General features: G+C 39.5%; 17 protein-coding genes and 1 riboswitch. Of the genes, 8 read left to right on the top strand and 9 right to left on the bottom strand.

Features of this window, described 5'->3' with window-relative positions:
* Positions 1–5 precede the first annotated feature (5 nt).
* Entirely contained in the window at positions 6–1,781 is a 1,776-nt protein-coding gene (locus tag HNR43_RS12580; RefSeq protein ID WP_183244287.1) for an assimilatory sulfite reductase (NADPH) flavoprotein subunit, read from the bottom strand.
* Between the two features lie 136 nt (positions 1,782–1,917).
* Between HNR43_RS12580 and HNR43_RS12575 the strand changes: the two genes are divergently transcribed.
* On the top strand, positions 1,918–2,799 hold the full coding sequence (locus HNR43_RS12575) for a LysR substrate-binding domain-containing protein (protein WP_183244285.1): 882 nt from the start codon (positions 1,918–1,920) through the stop codon (positions 2,797–2,799).
* Positions 2,800–2,830: 31 nt separating this feature from the next.
* Here HNR43_RS12575 and HNR43_RS12570 read toward each other — a convergent pair whose 3' ends face one another.
* Entirely contained in the window at positions 2,831–3,010 is a 180-nt protein-coding gene (locus HNR43_RS12570) for an H-type small acid-soluble spore protein (RefSeq protein ID WP_183244284.1), read from the bottom strand.
* 82 nt (positions 3,011–3,092) lie between these two features.
* Positions 3,093–3,731 (bottom strand): hypothetical protein, encoded by a 639-nt coding sequence (locus HNR43_RS12565; RefSeq protein ID WP_183244282.1) that lies wholly within the window; start codon positions 3,729–3,731, stop codon positions 3,093–3,095.
* Between the two features lie 37 nt (positions 3,732–3,768).
* A riboswitch (cyclic di-GMP riboswitch) is annotated at positions 3,769–3,852 on the bottom strand.
* Positions 3,853–3,976: 124 nt separating this feature from the next.
* Between HNR43_RS12565 and HNR43_RS12560 the strand changes: the two genes are divergently transcribed.
* Positions 3,977–4,687 (top strand): NAD-dependent deacylase, encoded by a 711-nt coding sequence (locus tag HNR43_RS12560; RefSeq protein ID WP_183244280.1) that lies wholly within the window; start codon positions 3,977–3,979, stop codon positions 4,685–4,687.
* A 40-nt stretch (positions 4,688–4,727) separates the two neighbouring features.
* Here the strand turns inward: HNR43_RS12560 and HNR43_RS12555 are convergent, their stop codons facing one another.
* Genes HNR43_RS12555 through HNR43_RS12545 form a run of 3 tightly spaced genes read right to left on the bottom strand, consistent with a single transcriptional unit; the run spans position 4,728 to position 7,686 of the window.
* Positions 4,728–6,125, bottom strand: coding sequence for a PH domain-containing protein (locus HNR43_RS12555; protein WP_183244277.1), 1,398 nt, complete (start codon positions 6,123–6,125; stop codon positions 4,728–4,730).
* The gene (locus tag HNR43_RS12550; protein WP_183244275.1) at positions 6,115–6,567 is read right to left on the bottom strand and encodes a PH domain-containing protein; all 453 of its coding nucleotides are present in this window, start codon (positions 6,565–6,567) and stop codon (positions 6,115–6,117) included. The genes HNR43_RS12555 and HNR43_RS12550 overlap by 11 nt, the downstream gene beginning before the upstream one ends.
* A 3-nt stretch (positions 6,568–6,570) precedes the next feature.
* Positions 6,571–7,686: a M20 peptidase aminoacylase family protein gene (locus HNR43_RS12545; RefSeq protein WP_183244274.1), complete on the bottom strand. Its 1,116-nt coding sequence runs from the start codon at positions 7,684–7,686 to the stop codon at positions 6,571–6,573.
* A gap of 128 nt (positions 7,687–7,814) precedes the next feature.
* On the opposite strand from HNR43_RS12545, the gene nhaC reads away from it, so the two are divergent.
* The 6 genes from nhaC to HNR43_RS12515 all read left to right on the top strand — a co-directional run bounded on the left by nhaC (position 7,815) and on the right by HNR43_RS12515 (position 14,109).
* Entirely contained in the window at positions 7,815–9,227 is a 1,413-nt protein-coding gene (gene nhaC, locus HNR43_RS12540; RefSeq protein WP_183244272.1) for a Na+/H+ antiporter NhaC, read from the top strand.
* Positions 9,228–9,274: 47 nt separating this feature from the next.
* Entirely contained in the window at positions 9,275–10,384 is a 1,110-nt protein-coding gene (locus HNR43_RS12535; RefSeq protein WP_183244270.1) for a mandelate racemase/muconate lactonizing enzyme family protein, read from the top strand.
* Positions 10,385–10,451: 67 nt separating this feature from the next.
* A complete protein-coding gene (locus HNR43_RS12530; protein ID WP_246346323.1) occupies positions 10,452–11,078 on the top strand; it encodes a GNAT family N-acetyltransferase in 627 nt (208 codons plus the stop codon).
* A 199-nt stretch (positions 11,079–11,277) separates the two neighbouring features.
* Positions 11,278–12,798, top strand: a complete 1,521-nt coding sequence (gene adh, locus HNR43_RS12525) for an aldehyde dehydrogenase (protein ID WP_183244266.1) — start codon at positions 11,278–11,280, stop codon at positions 12,796–12,798.
* Positions 12,799–12,849: 51 nt separating this feature from the next.
* Positions 12,850–13,182: a DUF779 domain-containing protein gene (locus HNR43_RS12520; protein WP_425486540.1), complete on the top strand. Its 333-nt coding sequence runs from the start codon at positions 12,850–12,852 to the stop codon at positions 13,180–13,182.
* 99 nt (positions 13,183–13,281) lie between these two features.
* The gene (locus HNR43_RS12515; protein WP_183244262.1) at positions 13,282–14,109 is read left to right on the top strand and encodes an MBL fold metallo-hydrolase; all 828 of its coding nucleotides are present in this window, start codon (positions 13,282–13,284) and stop codon (positions 14,107–14,109) included.
* Positions 14,110–14,321: 212 nt separating this feature from the next.
* Here HNR43_RS12515 and HNR43_RS12510 read toward each other — a convergent pair whose 3' ends face one another.
* From HNR43_RS12510 to HNR43_RS12500, 3 genes are all read right to left on the bottom strand, one after another.
* Positions 14,322–15,785: a phospholipase D-like domain-containing protein gene (locus tag HNR43_RS12510; RefSeq protein WP_183244260.1), complete on the bottom strand. Its 1,464-nt coding sequence runs from the start codon at positions 15,783–15,785 to the stop codon at positions 14,322–14,324.
* A gap of 46 nt (positions 15,786–15,831) precedes the next feature.
* Entirely contained in the window at positions 15,832–16,542 is a 711-nt protein-coding gene (locus HNR43_RS12505; RefSeq protein WP_183244258.1) for an OmpA family protein, read from the bottom strand.
* A gap of 5 nt (positions 16,543–16,547) precedes the next feature.
* Positions 16,548–18,498 (bottom strand): MotA/TolQ/ExbB proton channel family protein (locus tag HNR43_RS12500; protein ID WP_183244256.1); only part of this gene is annotated, 1,951 nt, incomplete at its 5' end.

The raw sequence follows: 18,498 nt of genomic DNA, 5'->3' as shown, positions 1-18,498 counted from the left end.
CCCCCCTAATATACATCGCGTTGGTACCGCTTTTGTTTTTGCATCTCAGCTATATACGCTTCCGCTTGTTCTCGCGTCATATTTCCTTCTTGAGCAACAATATGGATAAGCGTCTCATGAACATCGCGCGCCATACGCTGCTTATCGCCGCAGACGTAAATAGCTGCCCCTTCTTCTAACCATCGGAACAACTCTTTCCTTTGTTCAAGCATCCGGTGTTGGACGTACACTTTTTCTTTTGTATCGCGTGAAAAGGCAACGTCCATTTTCGTTAACACACCGTTTTTCAACCACGTTTGCCATTCTGTTTGGTAAAGGAAATCGGTCACGAAATGTTGGTCGCCAAAAAATAGCCACGATTTCCCTTTCGCCCCAATCGCCTCACGCTCTTGCAAAAAGCTTCGGAACGGCGCAACTCCTGTGCCTGGTCCAATCATAATAATTGGCGTATTTGCATCTTTCGGCAGTTTAAAGTTTGGATTGTGATGAACGAACACAGGGAGTTTGTCACCGATTTGTAGGCGCTCTGCACAAAACGTCGAGCAAACGCCTTTTCGCAACCGCCCGTGCGCTTCGTAACGAACCGCACCAACGGTAATATGCACTTCCTCTGGATATGCTAATAAGCTGCTTGCGATTGAATAAAAGCGCGGCTGCAACTTCCGTAAAGAAGACACAAACTGTTCTGGCGTCATCTCCCACGGGCCGAAATCACGAAGGACATCGAGCACATCACGCCCTTTCATATAATCTTTTCGCTTCGCTTCTTGTTCAACAGAAAGAAACGCATGAAACGCTTGATTATGCGAAAATGAAGCAAATGCTTGCAATAATTGCTCGCTTAATACCGTAATTTCTAAATGAGAGATCAACGCTTCTCTTAACGGCTCTTCCTTTTCTTCAACAGAAACCGGTGTGGCTGGATTCCATTTCATTTCTTGAATAATAAGATCGACAAGTTCTGGGTCGTTTTTCGGAAACACGCCGAGCGCGTCGCCAGGTTCAAACGTAAGTCCCGATCCTTCTAGCGATAGCTCAATATGACGCGTTTCTTTATTTGAACCGCGTCCATTTAAGTTGATGTTTTCTAATACTTCCGCTTCGAACGGATGTTTTCGTGAATAAAGCGCGGTTGGCTGTGCTTGCGTCGGTTGTGGAGCTGCCACGGAAACGGTTCCTTGCTTATCTAGCTCGTTCAGCACCCCAGTAAGCCATTTCGCTGCCGCTTCTTCGTAATCGACGTCGCAATCGACGCGCTCATATAACCGCTTTCCGCCTAGCTCTTCTAACCGTTTATCAAAATCTTTTCCCGTCTTGCAAAAATGCTCATACGACGTATCGCCGAGCGCCAATACCGAAAAACGAAGATGATCGAGTTTCGGTGCGCGCTTGCTGTGAAGAAATTCATAAAACGATAACGCATTGTCCGGTGGCTCCCCTTCTCCGTATGTGCTAACGACAATGAGCAGCGTATTTATTTTTTTCAACTCGTTCGGCTTAAAATCAAGCATTGAGGAAACGGTGACGTGAAACCCACGATGTTTAAGTACCTCCCCTGCTTTTTCCGCCAATTTTTGTGCGTTTCCTGTTTGCGACCCATAAAGGACGGTCACTTCTTTCGATACAGAGACTTCTTGCTGTACCGCCACACCGAACGACTCATTGGCAGCTAAATAACCACTTAACCAAAGCTTTTGCGCTGGTGTTAATGTCGGCAAAAGCCGATTCAGGAGCTTAACTTGTTCTTCATTAAATGGACTGTTTGTCACTTGAAATGGCAACCTTGTTCACCTCTTTTTCCACTATTCCTATAAATCAAGTATGTTTTATTTGACTTTACCGTAAAAAATAAAATTAGTAAAATAAATATAAATTATCAGAACTATTTATTTTTTTAATAATTAAGGAGCGATCGTCGTGTACGAAGAATTAAAAACATTTATTACTCTAGTCGAGGTGAAAAATTTCACAAAAACAGCAGACATTCTTCATTTATCCCAACCGAGTGTAAGCTTGCACATTAAAAACTTAGAAAAAGAATTCCAAACGAAACTATTTATTCGTTCCCCGAAAAAATTACAAATGACGCCAACGGGGGAATTGCTTTACGATCGGGCGAAAAAGATGATTGCCTTGTACGAGCAAACAAAACAAGACATTTTACAACATCACGATTGTGTGAAAGGGACATTAAAAATTGGGGCTAGTTTTACAATTGGAGAATACGTGCTACCTTCTTTTTTATTTGCCTTACAAAACGATTACCCAGACTTGCATCTCGAAGTCATCATCGGCAATACGAAAGAAATTGTAGAGCTCGTCCGCACGTATCAAACGGATATCGGTTTAATTGAGGGACAAACGAATGAAAAAGAGCTTACGGTATACCCGTTCATGCAAGATGAGCTAGTTATCGTTGCTTCGAATGACCATCCGCTCGTTCACCAACAAGCCGTATCGATAAACGATCTACAAAATCAAATATGGATTACACGTGAATTAGGATCAGGCACACGTGAATATTTTCATCATTTCATTCGCTCAAATGGGCTAAAAGTGAAATCGCTCATGATCATTAGCAGTAATCAAGGAATTAAAGAAACATTAATGCGTGGAAACGGATTAGCCTTTCTTTCACGCCATGTAATTGAGCGCGAATTAAAACAAGGTCATTTATCGATCGTCTGTTTAAATCATCCGCCTTTTTACCGAACGTTTTCTTATCTTTATGCACCAACGATGAAAAACAACAAACTCGTACATTTATTGATTGATTTACTCGAACAAAAAAGGCTGTGACAAACAAGTTGCTTTGTCACATCCTCACCACTTAATGTTCCTCTAACTGTGAAACAGGAACGCGCTGTTGTTTTTCGGGGGTGTCCAAAAAGTGAATCGTCGCCATTTCTGTTTTCGTATCAACATGTTCGATATAGACAGATTTTCCGTGATACGTCACATGTTTCATATCCGGCGACTCGGCAATTTGTTGTGCGCGTATGATGTTCATCTCGCTTTCCTCCTTTCAAACAATGATTATCGTCTACGTTTTGCATCAAAATATGCAAAAAAAGAGCGCCAAAAGGCACCCATTATATTAATTCAAGCAACTTCTTTTTATTTTGTTGTACTTTTTCTTCTAACGTTTTCACTTTTTCTTTTAACGCTTGTATGTTGGCGTCATCCGCAGACAATTTCTTCTCTAACGCACGAATTTCATTTTTTACTGCTTTTAACTGGTTAGAAGTGGAAATAAGTTTTCCAATCCATTTATCTAGTTCTTCTTGCTTTTCCGCTTCATCTTCTTCATCCACTTGTACAACGGTGGATTGTTCAGTTGTCGTCACAGCAGTGCTATTTTGCTCATTAACTACTTCTGTTGTTTGTTCATTTTCGTCTGTTTTTTCATTTGGAATTAGTTGTTCGTTTGGCATGCTAAGCGCTGCAAGTGCCGCTGTTACCTCATCCAAACGCAATTCGATCTTACCGAGTTTTTTATTTAATTCTACTAATTTGTTTTTCAACATTTGTTGTTCTTTCTTCTGTTTGGCTAGTTCTTGTTTTTTCTTTTCTTCTTTTTTCTTTTGCGCTAACAGTTGTTTTTTATTCGCTTCTTCTTTTTTCACAATAACATGACTCTTCTCTACATGTTTTCCGTCATGCTTTGCTGCGAAAGTAGGAGAAGCAACAAGCATCCCTGCTAATAAAATCGGTAAGCCTTTTTTCAACATTACCTTTCTCCTCCATTTCATATGTATTCTTTTTGGTAATGGCAGCTGGCTGGCATAGGTTCTTCCCTTAGCCCCTATAGCTTTGCGACGCTAAGTTTCCTTAGCTGTGCCCTTACTTCTTATTATACTTCGCTTATTTTCATGCACATGAATCAAAAGTCCTTATTTTTCTAGTAATATATGAGAAAATAAAGGAATAAAAAATCGAAGATAGAAGTTATATTGATAAAGGGGGAGCAGCAGTTATGCTAGAAAAGTGGTTGAAAGAATCTTCGTATACGGTTGTCTTTACTGGTGCAGGGATGTCGACAGAAAGCGGACTTCCTGACTTTCGTTCGGCGAATACAGGGCTTTGGCATACGAAAAATCCTCAGCAATTGGCGAGTACATATGCACTAACACATAACCGCCAAGAGTTTATCGCATTTTATCAATATCGTATTCGCACGTTGCTTGAATGCCGGCCGCATGTCGGGCATATGATTTTGGCCAACTGGCAAAAGCAAGGGATTATTCATCAAATCGTCACACAAAATGTTGACGGCTTTCACCAACAAGCAGGCAGTACAAATGTCATTGAATTACATGGAACGTTGCGAACAGTTCGTTGCTTACGCTGTAAGCAAACGTACGATGCGAAACGATATGTAGAAGAACAGTTTGAGTGCACATGCGGCGGATTTTTGCGCCCTTCCGTTGTCTTATTTGGCGAATCGTTGCCGCATGATGCAATTGAACAAGCATGGAAAGCAGCCGAACGGGCGGACTTATGGATTGTGCTCGGCTCTTCTTTGCAAGTATCGCCGGCGAACGAACTTCCCGTCATCGCCAAACGAAATGGAGCAAAACTTGTTATCGTGAACATGGAACCGACGCCATTCGATGATTGGGCAGATTTAATTGTACATGGCCGTAAAATCGGAGAAGTGTTGCAGGAAATTGACGAATTCCTTTGATTGTGTCCCAAAATATGTTCTTTTGGGACACAATCATTGCCTATTCTTTATTTTCCAAAAACCATTCGTATATTACTTTTGCTTCACGTTCGTCAACATCAACGACCTTTCCGCGTATACCCGGCATGACTGTCGCACGTACGGTACATAATCCGAGCCGTTGTTGCATACGAGTTTGTGAGATCGTTAACGACTGAATACAATGTTTTAACATATATACTGTTTTTATCGTCAGCCATCCACTTCTCAATGCTAGCTGCTCACTCTTAATCGTTACTCCCGCTCGTCTATAACTTCGATAGCCGACATGTACTGCGGGCAAAAGGAGAAGGAGCGTTTCAAATCGCTGAAAAAATACGATTGTGATGACCGGGATTAGCATAACCGTATAGAGCGATCTCAACATATAGCGCCAACGGGCACGTGTACATAGCGATCGAAACGAATTGTGCAAACGATATTCAGGAAAACATGTCGCAACAAGAGAAGTGACTTCGTTTTTACGAACAAGCGGAAACAGCACGAGACTGCCATGTTTTCCATCATCAAGTGCTCCTCCGGCATGAATAAGGTGCACAGAAACATAACCGAACAAGTAACGAATCGGACTTTCCTTCACTGCAATGGCTTGAACGCGCTCAATCGATGTAGAAATGCTCTTTTTTTGCAGCAATCCTGTTGTTATCGTTATCGTTTTGTTTTGTTTGACAACCGTAAAGTTCATATAGCGAAAAAGATGACCGATCACAGACAACACATAAGCGATCATAAGAACGACAAGTAAAAAGACAAGTGTAGAAGCTGTATCGTCAACGCGAAAAAATATGTTTAGCCGTTCAAACGGAATGAAATTATCAAAATCAGAAAGAAGTGCACCAATCGCTGCAATGACACTGAAAGCGCCGCCACTTGTTACGGCTAAAAAGAGCACATCTCTAAAACGGAGCGTAAATACAACATCCATCTCATTTTTTATAAGCATGTTTCCTTCGTTTTGATTGCGTATCGCACGTTCAATTTGATCGGCTTCTTCCATAGAAACGGCTGGCAACACGACTTCCGGATCATCAATTTGCCTGCCAGCTGTTTCAATATGTACTTGTACAACACCTACAAGCCGCTGCAACAACCCTGACGAATGTGAGATACCTTGAATACGATCAAATGGAATATACCGTTTCTTTTTTACAAATATCCCTTGTTCAATATACATGTTGTGCTCTTCTAAACGATATGTAAATCGCCGCCACGACATATACCCAGCGAACATAGCATAAAAAAGAAATAAAAACAAAGGCAGCCAATCAACGAAAGGATCACCTGTTTTCTCTTTTATCGCAATAAGTAAGGCAAGGGCAAGAAAAGGTCCTTGTTTCAACCGCTTCATCGTGTAAATGACAATCGCAATCGGATGCAACCGTTTCTTTTCATGCATCATTTTCATCTTCCTTCACTAAAGAGGAAATGTAGTAGCGCAACTTCTCTGCTTCTTGCTCATCAAGAAATGGAATTTCGTGCGCAGTTGCTGCTGTATAAATATAAAGTGAAGCAAGTTTTTGCCTTCGTGCTAACGGACCTTGCTTTACATCAACATGTTGAACGCGACGAAGCGGAATAAGCGTACGCTTTCGAATCCATATCCCGTGTTCAAGTTCAATTTCTCGATCGCGAATCATATATCGCCACCGCTCCCATTTCCAGAGCGGAACGAAAAAAACAAATAAAACAACGTCTACAATCCATAAAAAAACTAACAACCAAACAACCCATGTTGGAACAAAAAAATGAATAACCACGTACAAAAATAAAAAAATAATTAAACGAATGGCTTCATATATCCGCCATACAGACACAGCCCGTTCAGAAAGTTTGTTTTTCATCTTTCACATCCTCTCTTTTAACGCCTCCATGACTGCCACTTCCAAAATCCGAACGCCATCAAGCAAGCATGAACGGTCAAACGTCATGTGTGGATGATGCAATCCAGGTTTTAAGTCCGCTCCAAGTCCTAGCATCGCCGCTTTTACGTGCGGTCGTTGAATCGTGTAAAAATGGAAATCCTCACTTCCTGACGTTTGTAAAGGTGGCATACATCCCTCCTTACCTAAAACTGCAATAATTCCTTTTCGAATACATTGTTCTGCTTCACCGGATACTTCTGCCGCTGGAACAAAATCTACCCATTTATACGAAATACGTACTCCCATCGTTTCAGCATGTTGAATAATTTGTTCCACTTTTTGTTTAATTTGTTGCAATAACACGTTTGTTTCTGCTCGTATGTCTAGAGCGAAATGGGCGCTACCTGGAATAATATTTAAATTTTCTCCCCCTGCTACACACTTCGTCATTTTTACAGAATACGATTGTTGTGGAGAAAAATAAATGTTTTTCAATTGAAAATTAATAAGCGAAATGACATCAATCGCATTTACTCCTTGATGCGGACGTGCCCCATGACAATCATCTCCATGAATGTGTCCAACAAAAAACTGAGCTGCACCGTGCCGAATCGATGGAGAAGCTTGTTTTAACGACAATTCTTCATTTGGACGGAGATGAACGCCAAATAAATAATCGACATCGTCAAGTACACCTTTCTCAATCATTTTTAATGCTCCATTTCCTTTTTCTTCCGCTGGCTGAAAAAGAAAGCGAATCGTCCCTTGTTTCCACGTTAACGTTCTGAACCGTAAAATTAACCCCATCACAATCGTCATATGTGCATCGTGCCCGCACGAGTGATTCGCGCGAAATTCCCCATCTACTTCTTGCCATAAAGCATCCATATCGGCTCGCACCATTACAACAGGTTTTCCATTACCCATTTCCGCAACAATGCCTGGACAGTCATCAAATAAGCGATAGCGAACACCTTCATTTTCTAAAAATTGTTTAATATACTGTGTCGTTTTGAACTCATTCCAACTCGTTTCAGGATGTGTATGTAAATGATGAAAAAACTCAAATAGACGCTGTTCTAACTCAATATTATCCATCTTGTTCCCCCCGTCCTTCATAATATTTTTCTAAAAAAATGCATTGACGTCCGTCCGTCAAATCTTTATTATTCATAATAGCTTATATTTTAAGATAATTCAGAGATACAGAAAAGGGGTTTGGGAGGATGAAAAAACAAATATCGTTTTCTATCGCAATGATTCCTGTTCTCGTCACGATTACTGTCATGGCACTAACCATCGTTGTCCTTGAACAAAGTCCACACATTCCACTCATCATTGGAACAACTGTGGCTGCACTGATCGCTTGGCGACTAGGCTTTACATGGCGTGAAATCGAAGAAGCCATGTACAAAGGCATCCGCTTGGCGTTACCAGCCGTTGTGATCATTATGCTTGTCGGCTTAACAATCGGGGCATGGATTGGCGGCGGCATTGTTGCAACGATGATTTACTACGGTTTAAAGCTGTTAACGCCGTCTTTATTTTTAGTATCTATCACAATAATTTGCGCCGTCGTTTCGCTAGCAATTGGAAGCTCATGGTCGACGATGGGAACAATCGGTGTAGCTGGCATGGGAATTGGTATGAGCATGGGCATTCCTGCACCGATGGTTGCTGGCGCAATTATTTCAGGTTCTTATTTTGGAGATAAAATGTCACCGCTTTCTGATACAACAAACTTAGCTTCTGGATTAACAAATACGGATTTATTCGTACATATTCGTCATATGCTTTATACAACCATTCCTGGCTTATTTATTGCACTAGGCGTATACGCATTTTTAGGGAGAAACTTCGGAAACAAACAAATGAAAGTAGAAGAAATTGAACAAACATTAGCTGTATTACAAGAACATTTCGTTGTTTCACCGTTCTTATTACTTATTCCGCTTCTTGTCATCGTACTTGTCGCTAAAAAAGTCCCAGCTATTCCAGCACTAGTCGTTGGGATTATTCTCGGTTTTTTATCACAAATCTTTATTCAAGGCGGATCTGTGGCCAGTGCTGTACAAGCATTGCAAAGTGGCTTTAGCATCGAAACAGGAAACAAGGTGGTCGACGACTTGTTTAATCGCGGTGGTTTAGAATCGATGATGTATACGGTTTCGATGACGATTGTCGCAATGACGTTTGGTGGCGTACTCGAACATACCGGAATGTTAGAAGCGATTGTAAAACAAATTTTAAAACTAGCAAAAACAGCAAAAGGCGTCGTTACTTCAACGATTTTCTCATGTATCGCAACGAACGCGACTTGTTCGGAACAATACATTTCGATCGTCATCCCATCACGCATGTACGCAAACGCTTATAAAGAACAAGGGCTACATTCAAAAAATTTATCGCGTGCGCTTGAAGATGGTGGCACATTAACGTCTGTCTTCTTCCCATGGAATACGTGTGGCGTATTTATCCTTGGTACGCTCGGCGTGCATGCGTTTGATTATGCACCATATGCTGTATTAAATTTTATCGTTCCGATCATCTCAATTTTGTACGCACTAACGGGCTTTTCAATTGAAAAATTGCCACCTTCTGAAGTATCAGCACAAAAAAATGCTCATATTCACGCATAAGGCTGTCTATTCATCAGGCAGCCTTTTTCAAGAAGGGAGAAAAACATATGCATATTACCGCAGTCCATATACATGCCATTCGCTTACCTTTGCACGCTCCATTTGTTGTCAGTTATCATTCATATAAGGATATGCCGTCTATTATTGTAAAAATCGAAACAGATGAAGGGCTCGTTGGCTACGGGGAAGGCGTCGCAGATGAACATGTTACAGGTGAAACGTGGGAAAGCACATTCGCCATATTAAAACATACGCTAGCTCCTCGTTTGATCGGAGTAAACCCATTACATATAGAAGCTTTACACGAACGAATGAATGAAATGATATATGGTGCCCCGACCGCGAAAGCTGCGATTGATATCGCTTGTTTTGATTTAATTGGAAAAAAGCTCAAGCAACCTGTATATCAACTGCTTGGCGGGCGATTTCATGATGCCTTTCCTATTACGCACGTGTTAAGCATCGGCAGTCCAAGCGAAATGGCTGAAGAAGCGCTATCGGTCGTTAAACAAGGTTATCGTTCATTGAAAATTAAAGTTGGAACACATGTAGAAGAAGACATTGCACGCATTCAAGCGATTCGAAAACGAATAAGAGATGATATTGCGATTCGCGTCGATGTAAACCAAGGTTGGAAAAATAGTACGACTACAATAAAAGCTTTGCGTGCTCTTGAGTCCCTCAACATCGATTGGCTTGAACAACCAGTCGTCGCAGATGACATTGATGCGATGGCATACATTCGCACAAAAACAACCATTCCGATAATGATAGATGAAGGATTAAGAAACATGCGCGATATGCGTGAAATTATTCAAAAGCGAGCAGCAGATAAAGTAAATATCAAGCTAATGAAATGCGGAGGCATTTATCCTGCGATGAAGCTCGCTCATCAAGCGGAATTAGCCGGAATCGAATGTCAAATTGGTTCAATGGTTGAATCATCGATCGGTTCTGCAGCTGGTTTTCACGTCGCCTTTGCGAAAAAAATCGTTACGAGCGTGGAATTAACAGGACCGTTAAAGTTCACAAAAGATGTTGGCAATTTGCATTACGACCTTCCGTACATTCGATTAACGAACAAGCCTGGCTTAGGCATCGATGTAAACGAACAAACACTTCATGAACTAACCGCTTTTTCCGACGTCATTCGATAGGGGGGAAGAAACTTTGCAAAGTATTTTAAAACAAAACAATGAACCGTTTGTCGTTTCTCGGTTACAGATGGAACATCTCACGGAAATTTTGTCGCTACAACAGCTCGTTGTCGATCAACTAGACCAAAAAGACATTCTGCAACCATTAACGGAAGAAGAATATGCGTATATTTTACAAGGAAATGGACTTATGCTTGGTGCATTTGCAAACGATCAACTCATCGCGTTTCGGGCCCTACTCTTCCCTCCCATTGATGAAGAGCACTTAGGGTTTGACATCGGTCTTTCGAAAGAAGAATTAGAAGACGTTATTTATCAAGAAATATCCATCGTTCATCCAAAGGCACGAGGAAATGGGTTACAACAAACATTAGCTAATCTCATTATGGCCGAACTCGAACGAACAAATAAAGCGTACAAATACATCTGTTGTACAGTTGCTCCGTTCAATATTCCTAGTTTAAAAGATAAGTTTGCACAAGGAATGGAAATTGCCGCTCTAAAACAAAAATACGGTCACCGTCTTCGCTATATTTTTGTCAAAACGCGCAATGAAACGAAACGAACGTGGCGCGAATACATTTCGGTGCGCATGGATGATATTTCTCAACAACAAACATTACTTACGGACGGATGGCGTGGCATCGCTCTCGAACAACGTAATCATGAATATTGGATTCGTTTTGTAAGATAAAAAGGGGGCTCCCCCTTTTTTATTTTCCCCTACTCTACCATTTGAAATATACTTGTTTCCTAAAATCCACAATACAAAGTCCACTCGAATTTTCTCTAGTAAAAAACATATCATATTTCACCAAATGGACACATATCATTTGTATCAGACTTGGTCATCTATCGTTTTTTTGAAAACGGATACAAAAGGAGGAATTCAAATGATTTACGCTCAGCCTGGACAACCTGGCTCACTCATTACATTCAAAAAAAGATACGAAAATTTCATCGGAGGAGAATGGGTACCTCCCATTGACGGGGAATATTTCGAGAACGTTTCGCCCGTTACTGGACAAGTATATTGCGAAGTTCCTCGCTCGAAAGCAGCCGATATTGAATTAGCGCTCGATGCAGCCCACGCAGCGAAAGAAACATGGGGCCGCACATCTGTCGCTGAGCGGGCACGCCTGTTAAACAAAATCGCAGACCGAATGGAAGAAAACTTAGACATGCTTGCTGTAGCGGAAACGTGGGAAAACGGAAAGCCCATTCGTGAAACACGTGCAGCTGACATTCCTTTGGCCATTGATCATTTCCGATATTTTGCTGGTTGCATTCGCGCTGAGGAAGGTACATTAGCGGAACTTGACGACGATACCGTTGCTTATCATTTTAAGGAGCCGCTCGGAGTTGTCGGACAAATTATTCCGTGGAATTTCCCGATTTTAATGGCCGCTTGGAAACTTGCACCTGCTTTAGCTGCTGGCAACTGCGTTGTATTAAAGCCAGCAGAACAAACTCCAACATCGATTCTTGTGCTAATCGAGCTCATCCAAGATTTACTACCAAAAGGCGTTGTCAACGTCGTCAACGGATTCGGTCTTGAAGCTGGCAAACCGCTCGCTTCGAACCCGCGAATTGCGAAAGTTGCCTTTACCGGCGAAACGACAACAGGACGTCTCATTATGCAATATGCATCTCAAAATTTAATTCCGGTCACACTTGAGCTTGGCGGAAAATCACCAAACATTTTCTTCGCTGACGTCGCTGCGAAGGATGACGAATTTTTTGATAAAGCGCTTGAAGGATTTACGATGTTCGCTTTAAATCAAGGAGAAGTGTGTACATGCCCTTCACGTGCATTAATCGAAGAATCGATTTACGATGTATTTATGGAACGAGCATTAGAACGAGTGAAACAAATTAAACAAGGCAATCCGCTCGACACAACGACAATGATTGGTGCCCAAGCTTCATCCGAACAGCTAGAGAAAATTTTGTCATACATCGACATCGGTAAACAAGAAGGGGCTGAACTTCTCATTGGCGGTGAGCGCAATATGTTAGAAGGAGACTTACAAGGTGGTTACTATATTAAACCAACCGTCTTTAAGGGACATAATCGGATGCGCATTTTCCAAGAGGAAATTTTCGGTCCAGTAGTGTCTGTCACAACATTTAAAGACAAAGAAGAAGCGTTAGCGATCGCAAATGACACATTATACGGACTAGGTGCTGGAGTATGGACGCGCGATATGAATACAGCCTATCGCTTTGGTCGTGGCATTCAAGCTGGACGTGTATGGACAAATTGTTATCACGCATATCCTGCGCATGCGGCATTTGGCGGATATAAAATGTCAGGAATCGGACGTGAAACGCACAAGATGATGCTCGACCATTATCAACAAACGAAAAACTTGCTTGTTAGCTATTCACCGAAAAAACTCGGATTTTTCTAATCGTTCAGGCAGCGTCTCCAAAGCGCTGCCTTTTTTGAAAGGATGATGCACATGCAACCGAAAGTAATAGCGACCGACGCAGCCCTACAACTTATTGAAAAACTAAAAACGAAATATGGTCCACTGATGTTTCATCAATCTGGTGGATGTTGCGATGGAAGTTCACCGATGTGTTACCCGCAAGGAGAGTTTATGATCGGTAACTCAGACGTATTGCTTGGGGAAATCGGAGGATGCCCATTTTATATGCACGCTGCTCAATACGAATATTGGAAACATACACAACTCATTATTGATGTCGTCCCTGGTCGCGGTGGTATGTTTTCACTTGAAGGATCAGAAGGGGTACGTTTTTTAACGAGATCAAAAGTGCTTGATTCATAGAGCTGCTTTAAGGCAGCTTCTTTTTTATTTTTACGAAATAACCCAAAATGAATGAATATTCATTCTTTTTTGTTATAATAAAAACGAGGGGGAGATAACATGTTATTAAAGAAAAAGTTCGAACAAGAAACTGTTTCTGGCGTACATATCGCCAAAGGCACGCTAACATTTCAAGGGGTACGATTAACGGTGCATTGCTTTGCTACAGACGGCGTGTTGATTGATACAGGAGCAGCTTCATTAGCAAATGAATTTAAAAAGTTTTTTAAGTCATTAGACATCGATCAAGTGGTGATTACTCACTTTCATGAAGATCATACAGGATGTGCTGCGTTTTTCCAAAACGAACGACAACTACCTATTTATATGAATGAGCTTACGATTGATTATTGTCGTAAACAAGCAGATTATCCGATATATCGCAAGTTTTTTTGGGGAAAACGCCCTCCTTTCCAAGCCAAACCGATTGGAAAAACATTTTCTACACGCCGTGCGATATGGGATGTCATTCATACACCAGGTCATGCGGTTGATCATCTCGCATTTCTTAATCGCGAAACAGGACAACTTTTTACAGGGGATTTATACTGTCTAGAAAAAACAAAAGTCGTTTTGCGCGAAGAAAGCATTTCTACCTTGATTGACTCATTAAAAAAAGTATTAACGTACGATTTTAACGAAATGTTTTGCGCCCACGCAGGTTATGTAAAAGACGGGCGCTCCGCCTTACAACGAAAACTTCATTATTTACAAGAGCTTCAAGGAAAAATTATTGATTTGTATGAACAAGGAGCGACATTAAAACAAATTCAATCCATTCTCTTCTCGAAGAAATATCCAATCACCTATCTTTCCTTCGGTGAATGGAGCTCTTCTCATATCGTTCGTTCGGTGATTGAAGAATACATGAATCGATCAAATGCGTAGAATTTAAAAAATAGTTATTTTTAAATTTTTTAGCATGCTTATCTATTGTTTTTACTAATTGATAAATATATTATTTAGAAGAAAATTTAAATATGTTAAAAAAATCACTTCACGGTCAAACACATTGGCCCGTGAAGTGGGATTTTTGGCATTTTCCATACTAAAAAAGATACGACCTTTAAGTTAATGTGCATTGGTGCTAATCTACAAGATCAGAAGGAAAAATACATACTTCTCAGTTGACGAATATCCTCAATATTTTCCGAGTATTGCGCTCCTTCTTCTCGTGTATTTTCATCATATTCACCTTTGAAAGAAAGGAAATTATAGCTACCTTGAACATAAAATGCTTCATCGCAAATCAGTAATTTGTAGTGAGTATTTTTACGTACAATACGAAACCTATCACCATATAAAGCATAGCGTCGGCGCAATTTTTCAGCTACTTCATCGCTTTGATCTGAGCGTTTTGAGAAATCATTAGCACTCAAATCGTTTATACCGTATAAAATTTTGATTGTGACTCCCCTTGCTAGGGCTTTTTCAAACTTGTCCATCAATTCTTCATCTACAACACGATGACTCATCCATGGACTAATAATATCAAGCTCCCATTTTGCCTCTTCTATTGCTTTAAGAAAAACTTGTCGAATCTCACTATTTCGTAAATGTTTGTTCTTTATTTTTTTATACCAAATAAGATCATCATGAAGCGGTTCAAAAGAATGGATTTGTATCGTTTGTTTTTGGATATCTAAAAATAACGTTCCTACTTGATCAATTGAAACCTCCCAAAGAGCAGAAGTGTTCCGTTTAGTTAACTGATTCATTTTCATTGGGTCAAAATGCAACACGCTTATTATTTTCTCCACCCTATCAATATGTTCTTTCGACAATAAAGATAGATAGGTAATAACTTGTGGGTTTACATACACTCGGTTATATTTTGCAAGTCGGTTTGAAATGGTTTCGATTCGCTGTTGAAGCACCACTTCTAATCCTTGTTCTTCAACCGTATTTTCCAAGAAATTACCTTCAATTTTCCCCCTGTAATATTGTAGCTCTTTCTCTAAACGTGATATATTTTCTAGATAAAGTTTGAACTCTTCTGTCTGTTGTTTAAGGTTGGACCATTCCTTCTTTAGTCCCTCAATTGTCCACTCAATTTTTGTTTCCTTCTTAGCACGTTCAGTTGCTTCTTTAGAAATTCGTTTAATTTCTTCTTTCGAAATTTGTTGATCATGTAATCGAGCTTCTAAAACTGTCTTTGCAGCATAACCTAGCCCAAATGTAGCCGCATATACTAATGGAACAGTAGTGAGCCCTCCGAGATAAGGAATAAATGTTTTGTACCCCGCTAGAATAAGTTGTTGAGCTAACACTCCCCAACCAATCACTCCTATCGTATAAGACAGCACTTCTTTTGCCCCATTTTCCCCAATAGGATTGCCTAACACACGACTGATGTAAATAACCATGACCACTTGAATAGGGGTTAGAACAAATATATCTGCAAACGGTAAAGGTTGAATAGCAACCAATGCACAAACTAAAGAACTAGCATGAATAATAAGTCTGATGCGTTTCTCGGGAGAAACAGAAACATCGTCTGAAATAAGGTACAAAATTTCCTTCAGTTTTTTTGTCCTATTTTGAATAATATCCTGTATAGACATATTGACTCTCCTTCCGCCTCACGATGAACAGAAAACAAAGTTGTTTTTACTTGAAATTAACATCATTCTTTAAGCGAAATTTAAACTCTACACGTCGAGAATTCTCACGATCGACCATTTTACTTTTTGTATACTTTAGGTTACTGAAAGAACGACCGTTTGCAGTAATTTGCATTTTTACTTTCTCTTTGTATGGGAAAGAACCAAACTCATCACTTAGTATATATCTAACCACACTAAATGCTCGTTTTTGTGAAAGTTCAAGATTGTACATATATGAACCAACATCATCTGTATGGCCCTCAACAACGATTTCTGCAATATGATTCCCATAATCTTTGTATAAGATATTAAAATAGGTAGGGATAAACACTTTTAGTTGTTGCTTAAACTCTGGTTTTATTTGATCACTATTCGTATCAAAAAGCAAGTCGTTTTGAAACTTAATCGCACCTGTTTTCGAATCAATGTCAATCCTTAAATTCTTTTTTTGAAACTCTTGTTTTAATCCCGCAATAATCTCTTTTCGGATACCTCGATAATACTCAAGCTCTCTCGCCTGTTGTTTAATTGTCTTGGCTGCTTGCTGAATTACTTTTTCTCTCTTTTCAGCATCTTCTTTCGCATTTACAATAATAGCCATTAAAAAAAGCAATAGTACAAGCAAAATAGTCGATAACAAGTCCGTAAAAGATGGCCAAAAATCGCTATCAAGTATTTGTCCCGAAATTAGTCTCCTATACTTATCATTCTTCATCTTCTTCACTCATCCTTACTATGCACAAGGTGATTCCTTATTGATGCTGAAAATTGTTCCATTTGACTATTCAACCGCTCAATAGACTGGTATAAAGCTTGAGTAGAGAAAGTTTGTGCCTCACGATTAATCTCTGATTCGCTTATGAGAGAACTCATTTGTTGGCTGATAATTCGATTGGTCACTTCTACATAGCGCTCAAAATTCCTTAAACTATCTTTTATAGCTTCCGCGAGATTATTATCCAACTTTTTAAGCAGTGCTTCTAATTTCAGCACCGATGAGTTCACAAAATTTTCAAACAACACCTTTACTTCTTGTGATTGTTTATTACCTCTCTCAATGTAATCGTTCATTTCCTTGCTTATTTCTTCAGTAAAAAGAATTAACTGTTTTGATACCTGTCGTCCATTCTTATCAAATTCAATATATATATTTTTCATTTCATCAAAAAGCTGCTGTAGCCTATCTGTATATCCAGAAAAAACATTCATATAACCCAAAAATGTCTGAACATTGGATAAAAACTGACCATTGTATTCATGTTGTTTACTCGCTCTCTCATCTATTTCTTTCGACAACTGTAAGTAATGCTCATAATATTCTCTTTGCGTGCTATTAATGGAATGAAGTTGGCTAATTAATTCAGTAAATGATTGTTGAATATGCTCAACATCAGTTTTTAAAGTTTTAGATAACAGTAAAACATTCTCAAAAGTATCCGACTTAAGAGCGTCCTTCAACGAGTTCGTTGTATGTTGAATATGCTCAATATATTGTTGACTTTGAGTTTGGAAGGTCTTGTATAAGTCAAGAAGACGATTTTGCTCATTCGTCACAAAACTATAAAAACTCGATTGCTTTTCATGGATATGATGCAACCTTTCTGTGTATTGTTGGAAATATGAGTTCAAATCACTTTTCAATTCCACTTGAACATCGTTTAAATTTTTTAAATTATCTTCATATTTTCCTAAATAAGAAAATATTTCTTCCTTCAATTTGTACATTGTTCTGACCACTTCAACAAAAGATTCTTGCATATGGCAAATTTGTTTTTGATGAGCTTCCGAAAAATTTCTGTATTCTTCTTGCATACTTGTAATGGATTTGAACGAGTTGGTAGTTAATTCGTTTTGTTTTTCTAAAACAGTATGTATATTTATTAATTGATCATTTAGCCTACTCATATGTCGGTTATAATCCTTCATAAAAACCTCCATATCACCGAACAAATAAGATAATTTGCCTATGTTCTGACTAAAATCTTCATTAAACTTATTTAAATTAAGAGTTGACACCTCTAGCGCTCGAGAGAAATGATGAGCATCAAGAAGTGAACGATTCATATCAACAACCGCTCCTTTTACTTCATGCAAGGCTTCAATAACACGTAGATCTACCGTTTTTTTATTTTGAGCACTCAAATAGTTCTCAACCTTTAACATTACCTGAACTAGCAACTGCTCCCCATTATGAAATTTAGTATAAATATTTATGAAAATAGAAAAGATAATGCCGGCAATACTTGTATAAAAGGCTGTGTGCGCCCCATCAAGTACATTGATTAATGATTCGCTCATCTTTGCTAAATTCGTATCGATTCCTTTTAAAGCAAACACAAGTCCCACAAAAGTACCTAATACACCCACCAGAATGCATATCGAACTAGCTGTTTGAACCAGCTTCAATCTTTGCACCAACTTCAACTTACTTCCTAATTTTTTAGAAGGTAAATAGAAACTTGAAATATAGGCTTCTAAAAAATTTTGAATATTCAAATCGTTCTCGGTTGACTTTTTCTCTTCATCATATAGCTGCTTAACAGTTAAAACGAATGAATTATTCTCCGCATTTTCATCTATATACATCCAATTTAAAATTTTAACCTCTGATTCACGCAGTACACCCGATGCGACGTAACACCTCATCTGGGTGCTGTAAGACATATTGTTC

This window comes from Anoxybacillus mongoliensis, from assembly GCF_014201515.1.
GTDB classification, from domain to species: Bacteria; Bacillota; Bacilli; order Bacillales; family Anoxybacillaceae; genus Anoxybacillus; species Anoxybacillus mongoliensis.
Note: the sequence above shows the minus strand (reverse complement) of the source record. Positions and strands in the feature narration are given on the sequence as shown.

Bases quoted from the DNA above. Each gene is read 5' to 3' on its own strand.
- HNR43_RS12570 (WP_183244284.1), bottom strand. From the start codon at position 3,010: ATGAACATCATACGCGCACAACAAATTGCCGAGTCGCCGGATATGAAA.
- HNR43_RS12565 (WP_183244282.1), bottom strand. From the start codon at position 3,731: ATGTTGAAAAAAGGCTTACCGATTTTATTAGCAGGGATGCTTGTTGCT.
- HNR43_RS12560 (WP_183244280.1), top strand. From the start codon at position 3,977: ATGCTAGAAAAGTGGTTGAAAGAATCTTCGTATACGGTTGTCTTTACT.
- HNR43_RS12555 (WP_183244277.1), bottom strand. From the start codon at position 6,125: ATGATGCATGAAAAGAAACGGTTGCATCCGATTGCGATTGTCATTTAC.
- HNR43_RS12550 (WP_183244275.1), bottom strand. From the start codon at position 6,567: ATGAAAAACAAACTTTCTGAACGGGCTGTGTCTGTATGGCGGATATAT.
- HNR43_RS12545 (WP_183244274.1), bottom strand. From the start codon at position 7,686: ATGGATAATATTGAGTTAGAACAGCGTCTATTTGAGTTTTTTCATCAT.
- nhaC (WP_183244272.1), top strand. From the start codon at position 7,815: ATGAAAAAACAAATATCGTTTTCTATCGCAATGATTCCTGTTCTCGTC.
- HNR43_RS12535 (WP_183244270.1), top strand. From the start codon at position 9,275: ATGCATATTACCGCAGTCCATATACATGCCATTCGCTTACCTTTGCAC.
- HNR43_RS12530 (WP_246346323.1), top strand. From the start codon at position 10,452: ATGGAACATCTCACGGAAATTTTGTCGCTACAACAGCTCGTTGTCGAT.
- adh (WP_183244266.1), top strand. From the start codon at position 11,278: ATGATTTACGCTCAGCCTGGACAACCTGGCTCACTCATTACATTCAAA.
- HNR43_RS12520 (WP_425486540.1), top strand. From the start codon at position 12,850: ATGCAACCGAAAGTAATAGCGACCGACGCAGCCCTACAACTTATTGAA.
- HNR43_RS12515 (WP_183244262.1), top strand. From the start codon at position 13,282: ATGTTATTAAAGAAAAAGTTCGAACAAGAAACTGTTTCTGGCGTACAT.
- HNR43_RS12510 (WP_183244260.1), bottom strand. From the start codon at position 15,785: ATGTCTATACAGGATATTATTCAAAATAGGACAAAAAAACTGAAGGAA.
- HNR43_RS12505 (WP_183244258.1), bottom strand. From the start codon at position 16,542: ATGAAGAATGATAAGTATAGGAGACTAATTTCGGGACAAATACTTGAT.